6 protein-coding genes are annotated in these 7,604 nt (G+C 39.0%); all 6 read right to left on the bottom strand.

The window, feature by feature from the left end; all coding sequences use genetic code 11:
- Positions 1-433 precede the first annotated feature (433 nt).
- A complete protein-coding gene (locus Q0X77_RS14825) occupies positions 434-988 on the bottom strand; it encodes a type 1 periplasmic binding fold superfamily protein (protein ID WP_297798606.1) in 555 nt (184 codons plus the stop codon).
- Between the two features lie 20 nt (positions 989-1,008).
- The gene (locus Q0X77_RS14830) at positions 1,009-3,408 is read right to left on the bottom strand and encodes a TonB-dependent receptor (protein ID WP_297798607.1); all 2,400 of its coding nucleotides are present in this window, start codon (positions 3,406-3,408) and stop codon (positions 1,009-1,011) included.
- A 38-nt stretch (positions 3,409-3,446) separates the two neighbouring features.
- Positions 3,447-3,779 (bottom strand): hypothetical protein, encoded by a 333-nt coding sequence (locus Q0X77_RS14835; protein ID WP_297798608.1) that lies wholly within the window; start codon positions 3,777-3,779, stop codon positions 3,447-3,449.
- A gap of 226 nt (positions 3,780-4,005) precedes the next feature.
- Positions 4,006-4,695, bottom strand: coding sequence for a hypothetical protein (locus tag Q0X77_RS14840; protein WP_297798609.1), 690 nt, complete (start codon positions 4,693-4,695; stop codon positions 4,006-4,008).
- A 95-nt stretch (positions 4,696-4,790) separates the two neighbouring features.
- Positions 4,791-6,833 (bottom strand): adenylate/guanylate cyclase domain-containing protein, encoded by a 2,043-nt coding sequence (locus Q0X77_RS14845; protein WP_297798610.1) that lies wholly within the window; start codon positions 6,831-6,833, stop codon positions 4,791-4,793.
- A 263-nt stretch (positions 6,834-7,096) separates the two neighbouring features.
- On the bottom strand, positions 7,097-7,604 hold a 508-nt coding region (locus Q0X77_RS14850; protein WP_297798611.1), incomplete at its 5' end, for a helix-turn-helix transcriptional regulator.

The raw sequence follows: 7,604 nt of genomic DNA on the forward strand, positions 1-7,604 counted from the left end.
TTAATAAAATTTATTATTTGAAATAAATTGATGAGTAAGTACCCGGTGGAACCCAGTAAATAATCGAATTGGAGCATCTTGTTATCTTGGGATTTCAGACATAGCTATTTGATTAGCTTTGATATAATAATAGTTTTTCCTAAATTTATACGATAAAGAATTACATCCATTGTGCTTATTTGTATTAAAAATCGCAAAGAGGTGTACAGCTTAAAATTAGCAAGTTAAAATGTTGTAAGAGAGTGTGTTATGACCTTATTTTTAGGTCTGCCACCCCGACTTAATAGAGGTCGTCACGCTCGAGGCGTGATCACCCGGACAAAGAGAAGCCAGACAATTATTTGTCTGGCTTTTATATTTTGTACTTTTCTAAGACAATGGAATTATCTTATTTTAACGAGGGCTGATATCCATAAGGAAACCCGGCTAACAGCTATTCTACAGTAACATTAAATGTTGTCTCAATGTCCGTCTCACCGCCTGCATCGCCAAGTCCCGTATTGGGTTTTGTCGGCTCGTGGCGTAAGGTAAACGTAAGCGTTCCTGAACTTGCTGCTCCGGCGGTTAAGGTGAACGCCGTTCCCAATGGATTGCCATCACCATCAAAATTGGCATATTCGGTCGTTACATCGAGACCACCGCCAATGGTATAGAAAAACTGGTGTTCGCCGCTTTCCTCTTCCACTTCTTCTGTGATGTCCTCCGCAGGGGTTACTGTCTCGTTCAGTACTACGATATTGCCACTATAGGTGACACCTGCCGCCAGGTTTCCGGAAACCTGAATTTCCGGGGCATTGGGACCATCTCCGTCCAGATCACGGGTCTGTAATGTAATAGCGTCTCCTCCGCCATTAGGTGCAAGGGTTACCGTTAAGGTGGTAATGATTTCTTCCTCGTTTACAGGTAACGGTGCATTGTCGTCATCGGAACAGGCTGTAAACAAAAGGCCTGCAATTAATATTAGGCTTAAAGATTTTAAATTTCTCATTTGTTTCTAAATTTAAAAAATTAATAATTGATTTTAATATTTACTAAAAAATTCCTGCCCAAATCGTCTGCGTAATAGCGCAGACGGTTCAGGTAATTGCGGTATGAGGTGTTCAACAAATTAGATACTGTAAGCCCAAGGCTAAGAGTCGAATTTGTTCCAACGTCAAAATCCATTTCTGCGTAAAAGCTGAGCAAATTATAGGCATCTGGTGGTGTACTCACATCCACTGTTTCAATAGTTCCTGTTTCAGGCAAAAACACCTCAAAGTTGTTATCCGGAAATTCATTCTGACGGAAAACGTATTCGTCCTGGATTTCCAATCGTAGATTGTTTAACCTCGGGTTTTTATAGACCAGCCCGTTTGTAGTACTAACCGGAGGCATATTTATCAATGCCTCATCAAGGACTCGGTCATAACCCTTGACCATTGAAAACTGATGGTTGAACCTGAAGTTTTCAGCAAAACCGATAGAAGCGTCGATATCAAAGCCTAACAACCGGGCATTGGTCTGGCGGTATTCCCAAACTTGAAAATTACCTCTAATGGTTTGCTGAATACCTGTAGGCTCAATAACGATAAAGTCCGTAATGGTATTGATAAAAGGATTTATTGAAAAGTTGAAGTTATCACTGTCTTTTTGAAATGTAAACGAGACTTTATGACCAACTTCCGAATTGAAACGTAAATCGCCCAGCTCTATACGGGATGCCGAATGGTGCAGGCCTTCACTGAAAAGTTCGGAAGGATTTGGGGCTCTTGATGCCAGTGAATAGTTGAAAAACAATTTATAATTCTCACCAAATAGGTAGGTAGCACCTAAAATTGCTGAAGTATTATAAAAATTCAATTGCGGGTTTGTCAAAATCTGATTGCCCACTTCCTCAACCACTATGTCGGGAAACAGCTCATCATAATTACGGGATTCCCAAAAGGAGGTTCGGTAAAACTTTAACACATCCATATAGGTATAGTCAAAACGCCCTCCGGCTTCTAATAGCCATTGATCATTTAATCGGAAATCTGCTATGGCGTATACTCCCAGGTCGTATTTGTCATAATCGGGTATCAATCGGCGTACTCCTGTACCCGGGTCTGCAAAGTTATTTTGATACCTTGCCATGATACCCGTTTTGATATTAAGGGCGTCGGATACGTTTGATACCAAATCCAACATCAGGGTATGGGTGTCTAGCTGCAAATCCAGAGAAGCATTGTCCCTATCATCACCTCTTCTTACATCAAATTCCAGGCGATTGTTTCTTTGAAAATCATATTGCAGGCTCAATTTTCCGAAACCATCAAATCTTTTAAAACCTTTTATTCGCGCCAAATTATGTTTTACATCTTGTTTGGGCGCATTTATCTGGTATGTAAAATCATTGATAATTAATGGCACGTCGCTGTTTATAGCACGTATTTGGTCTTCTGCACCGCCCAAATGAGAAGCCCTTAATATCCCTATTTCATTGCTAAAGAAAGAATAGTATGCTTCTATCCCATAATCGAAACGGTTAAGACCTGCGCGCAAAGAAGCGTTGCCAGCAAAAATGCCTGTATTGCTCAAGACATAATCCGGTGCCTGAAAATCGCCAAATCGTTTCAAAGTTCCCTGCACAGTGGCATACCAGCCGCTTTGGAAGCTTTTGGTCAATTGCGATGTAAAGGAAGAACCTCGCCCATTCGTTGCTACTGTAACTAAGGTATTTCCATAAAGCCTATCCTCTAAAGGAACTTTTGAAGCTTCGGCAACAATGACACCACCCAATGCATCTCCACCGTATTGCAAAGCCCCGGAACCCCTTATTAAGGTAAGATTGCCAACCGAATTGATATCTATATTTGGAGCATGCTCTGCTCCCCATTCCTGGTCTTCCATCCTTACACCATTGTTAATAATGGTAACACGACTACTATGTAATCCATTAATAAGGGGCTTAACGACCGTATTTCCCGTACTAAGCGATGAAACGCCACTCAAACTATTCAAGGCATCTCCCAGGGAGCCGCTACTAAAGCGTTCGAGCTCAGCTTTTGTAATCTTACTTTCGAAAAAAGTATTGGTCTTGTTCCGAAAAGCTTCCCCTTCGAGGGTTACCTCTTTAAGCTCTTCCAAATGATGTTCCAAACGGAATGTTTTGGTTGTATTGCCTGATATGTTTACTTTAAATCCTTTGGTCAGACAATATGGATGTGACACCTGTATCCCATAAGTGTCTTCACATAAACCAGAAATACTGAATTTTCCATCAATATCGGTCTGTACAGCTTGCTCAGTGCCGGCAACGATGAGGATGGCTCCCGCTAGTGGCGACCTATCATGAAAGTCGATCACAGTACCGGAAAGCGTATAATTACATTGTTGTGAAATAGATGGAATACTGCTTAACAGAAGCAATAATAGTGCATAAAAGCGCATATGATTTCTTAATTAAAATAAAACCGGGTTCGAGTTCTTTAACTAAGAAAATGTGGTGGCGCCCTAAGTTGGGTATTGGTTATTTTGAAAGAATGAAAAAGTAAGGAAGAAAATTGCTTTTCAACCTTTAGCGGAATATCGGCAAATACCAGGTCTGGATATTCAACTATGTCATAATCTAGCGGAGTGAAATTAAAATCGCATATCTGGCAATCGGATACATCGTTGTGGAAGTGCGTGCTCTGATTTGTGCAGATAACCGATTCATGACCTTGAAAGATATGGGAAATCTGAATCACAGTCGGTAACATCAATGCACACAATAGCACCAATGAAGCAACAGCATGTCTTATTTGATTTCCTTTTGTCATTTAAATATCTCTTTCTTGAGATCGCAATTCTGTGGCAAAGATATAAAACAAATTTTAGCATTTCCTTAAATAAAATTAAAAGGCTGTAGAATGGATTAGTGGTGGGATACTGCGACCACAACTACTTTTATCGAGGAGAAACTTCGTTATACGAACCCCAGCAAGAAATCCAATCACGAAACTGGCCGGATTTTTTGTTTCACAACGCTTCAACCAAAAAGTAACCCTATCTTCCCTGATGCTTATAATAGAAATTGAAAATCTTTACCAGATCATCTGGATTGTCAATTTTTAGCTTATTTTCTTTAATATACTTTTTTATTGATTTTGCATCATCTTGAAAAAATGCAATAAATGAGGACATTTTTTGCGGGATGATCATAAGTCGGTCTGACCTGTTTTTTGCATCCTTAAAATAAAACTCGCTTCTGACTTTTTTAAACTTTGCGGGCTCTCCATCTGCATATCCCTGTGCCTTAACTTTTTTAAAAAACCTTTTCTTTTCTTTTAGATAGATTTTATAATTCATAGTACTATCCAATAATTCAAAAAAAGAAGCATTTTCATTTCCTTTAAGATCGGTATATTTAAGTGTTGAGAAGACTTTACCTGAATTATCCAACAAAGTGATTTTGTATCTTTTGAAGTTATCCAGAACTACCACTTTAGTTTCATTGATCAAAACCTCAACGTTTCCTTCTACCGCATCGAACCTTACCAATTGGGACTCTTTAATACTATTGATTTTGGCTGCTTTGAAGCCTTCATACAAATATGGGGATCCCTCAGGAGCATTATATTTGGTTTTATACATATTGGCCGGGTAGTAGACAGCGCCAAACTCTGTTCGCAATTGTTGTTGTGCGTTAATAGTCAGGTGGACCAGGAAAAACCCGAATAAAAATATTGATTTCATATGTGTAGAATTAAGTTCAATTCGAATTTATTACAACTACTAGCAAGGATCAAAAAGCATACCAAATAAGGGATAATTTCAAAGAATTACAGAACCTATGATTTCAGTTCCGGGAGGTTCATTTTTTTCAGGATATGCTGAAATCGTTGTTCATTACGCAAAAAGTCAAAAAGTGGATCTATACTAATATAGGGCATATTGCTATCGTGTTCTTCATAGGCTTTTTCAAGCCATTCCAGAGCTTCTTCTTTCATTTCAGCGCGGCAATAAAGTGTTGCAATCTGCCATGAAGGAAAATAGACTGAATCGCGATGAGAGATCATTGCTTCCGCAACCCGCACCATGGCCAAATTGTAGCCTCCCTCTTTAAGGCCTTCATCCATGGCATTAAGGGCCAGCTCATTGTTTTTCAATTGGTATATTTTTTTTGCGATTTCATAGGATTTTTGCTTATCGCCCAATTCCTGATAGACCGCCCATAGTGCCGGCAAGGCGATCCCTTGATCCGGTTCTATTTCATAAAGTTTGAGCAACAATTCCAATGCTTCATCATACTTTCCTGCATTTTTAAGCGCCTGTCCATGCACAGAAATATATAGGGTATTAAATGGATCGAGTTCCATAGCAAGTTCGCTATGTGGAAGGCCCAAATCAGGTTTGCCCATTATGGCTAAAAAATGCGAGTAATATACCTGTGAGAAGCCGTAGTTAGGATTTATTTCAATTGCTTTCAAAAACTGCTCTTCAGCTTTTTTCCAATTCCATTCTCCCCAAGTATATTTTATGGCCATATGCGCATGAATTTCCACAAGGGAACTGTCAAGTTCCATAGCCCTCTTACGCGCGGCTTCCGCCTTCTCAGCGACCTCAGCATAGGGTAAAAACCCATGTTGCATGTAACCACCCCAGGTCAGGGAAATACCTAAATAAGCAAGGGCATAATCAGGATCAATTTCTCTGGACAATTGGAAATAATCCATGGCACGGTCCAAATCTTTTTTTGTGCCTAATTCCCAGTGTCCCATACCCCTCAGGTAGGCTTCATAAGCATCGGGGTCTATCGGTTTAGTTTCGGAAAGTAATTTTTCCTCCCCAGGTGTCAGATTTATGTTAATTTGCTGAGAAATCTCTCTTGAAATTTTTTTGGTGAGATTAGATATCTCTGCTTTCTCAATATTAAAATCGTGCACCCACAATTGCTTCTCTTCCGGAAATGCACTTACCAATTTTACCTGAATACAAATATTATCTCCATAGCATGTGACAGAAGTTTCTACGGCGGCATCTACATTAAGTTCAGTAGCGATTTGTGGAATAGATTTTTCCGCGTTTCGGTAAGCGTTGGCTGTTCGTTTGGAAGGCACCCTCAATGCACTTATTTTTCCAACATCCCCAATTAAAGCATCATGAATACCTGCAACTACATATTCCAATGATTCATCACCGGTAAAATTATCAAATGGTAGAATAAGAAGTGACGAAATAGGCGTTGTCCCTGTTTTGGGAGAATTTTGGATCCAATAAACGCCTGCAACAAGTAAAAGCAAAAGAATGATATAGGTGTATACAGACCTGGCCAATTTATTTAGTAGGGATCTGCCTTTAAGTTGCTCTATTTTAGCCCGGGAAGGAATTGGGAGTCCTTCTTCAACTATACAATAGGTATTTACCTTATAATCAACATTCTTTAATTTTACCTCACCCAGATATTTCGTTTCTACAGTGCTTTTGGCGCGAATTGATTTTTGAATAGATTCAGAGATATAAATACCCCCGGGGTCTGCAACTGATTGTAACCTGGAGGCAATATTTACACCATCCCCAAAGATATCTTCGTGATCAAAAGTGATATCCCCCAGATGTAATCCAATCCGGATTTTTTCTTTGATTTGTTGTCTTGCCCGTTTTTGAATTTCGATGGCACACATCACCGAATCAATGGCAGTATCAAACTGGGCTAGCATACCGTCGCCCATTTCTTTGATAAGATTGCCTTTAAATTTATTGATACTTTTGATATGAATATCCCGGCTTTTTTGCAATACTCCTAATGCCTTATCCTCATCTGATCCCATCAAAGCAGTATAGCCGACGATGTCGGTAAACATAATTGCGGCCAGTTTTTTTGTTGCAGGCATTTATGACTTATCGTTTTAAGCGGTCAAATGGCAAACATTGATTATATAATTTATTGAAAATAATTAACAATAGATAACTCTGCCATGATTTTTATCATTACTGCGGTCTGAAATACCTCTATTTGTAGTAGGAGTTCTGGTAATACTTTTACCTCTTGGAATATTGTAGCAAATTCATATTATTCCATTTAATCTTCATTAAAGATTAACTAGAAGGCTAAGACCTAACAAACAAGACAAAGCGACAATATCCAGTGCCGGGTTTAATTCATAATCCTGTATTCATTGGGTGTATATCCCACTTTATTTTTGAAAAGTCTGGTAAAATGCTGTGGATATTTGAACCCCAGCTCATAAGCAATCTCACTTAGCGATTTGTTGTGATCAAATATTTTTTCCTTAGCAACTTCAATAAGTTTAGACTGAATATGTTCATGGGCACTTTTACCCGTTTCCTTTTTAACCAGGTCCCCAAAATAATTTGGAGAAAGGTGCTGCTCCTCTGCAAAATAACTAACCGAAGGTGTGCCCTGTTTTTGAGGTTTTTCGGAAGTAAAATAATCATCGAGGAGGATTTTGAAATTTTCAATAATGCCCTGATTTAAAACTTCCCGAGTGATAAACTGCCGGTCGTAAAAACGTACGCAATAATCCAAAAAAAGTTCAAGGTTTGCCACAATCAATTTTTTACTGTGCCTGTCAATGGTTTGCTCCAATTCAAATTGAATCTTGTCCAACAAACTTATAATCACTTTTCGCTCTTTCACCGAA

This window comes from uncultured Eudoraea sp., assembly GCF_947258925.1.
In the GTDB taxonomy this organism is placed as follows: domain Bacteria; phylum Bacteroidota; class Bacteroidia; order Flavobacteriales; family Flavobacteriaceae; genus Eudoraea.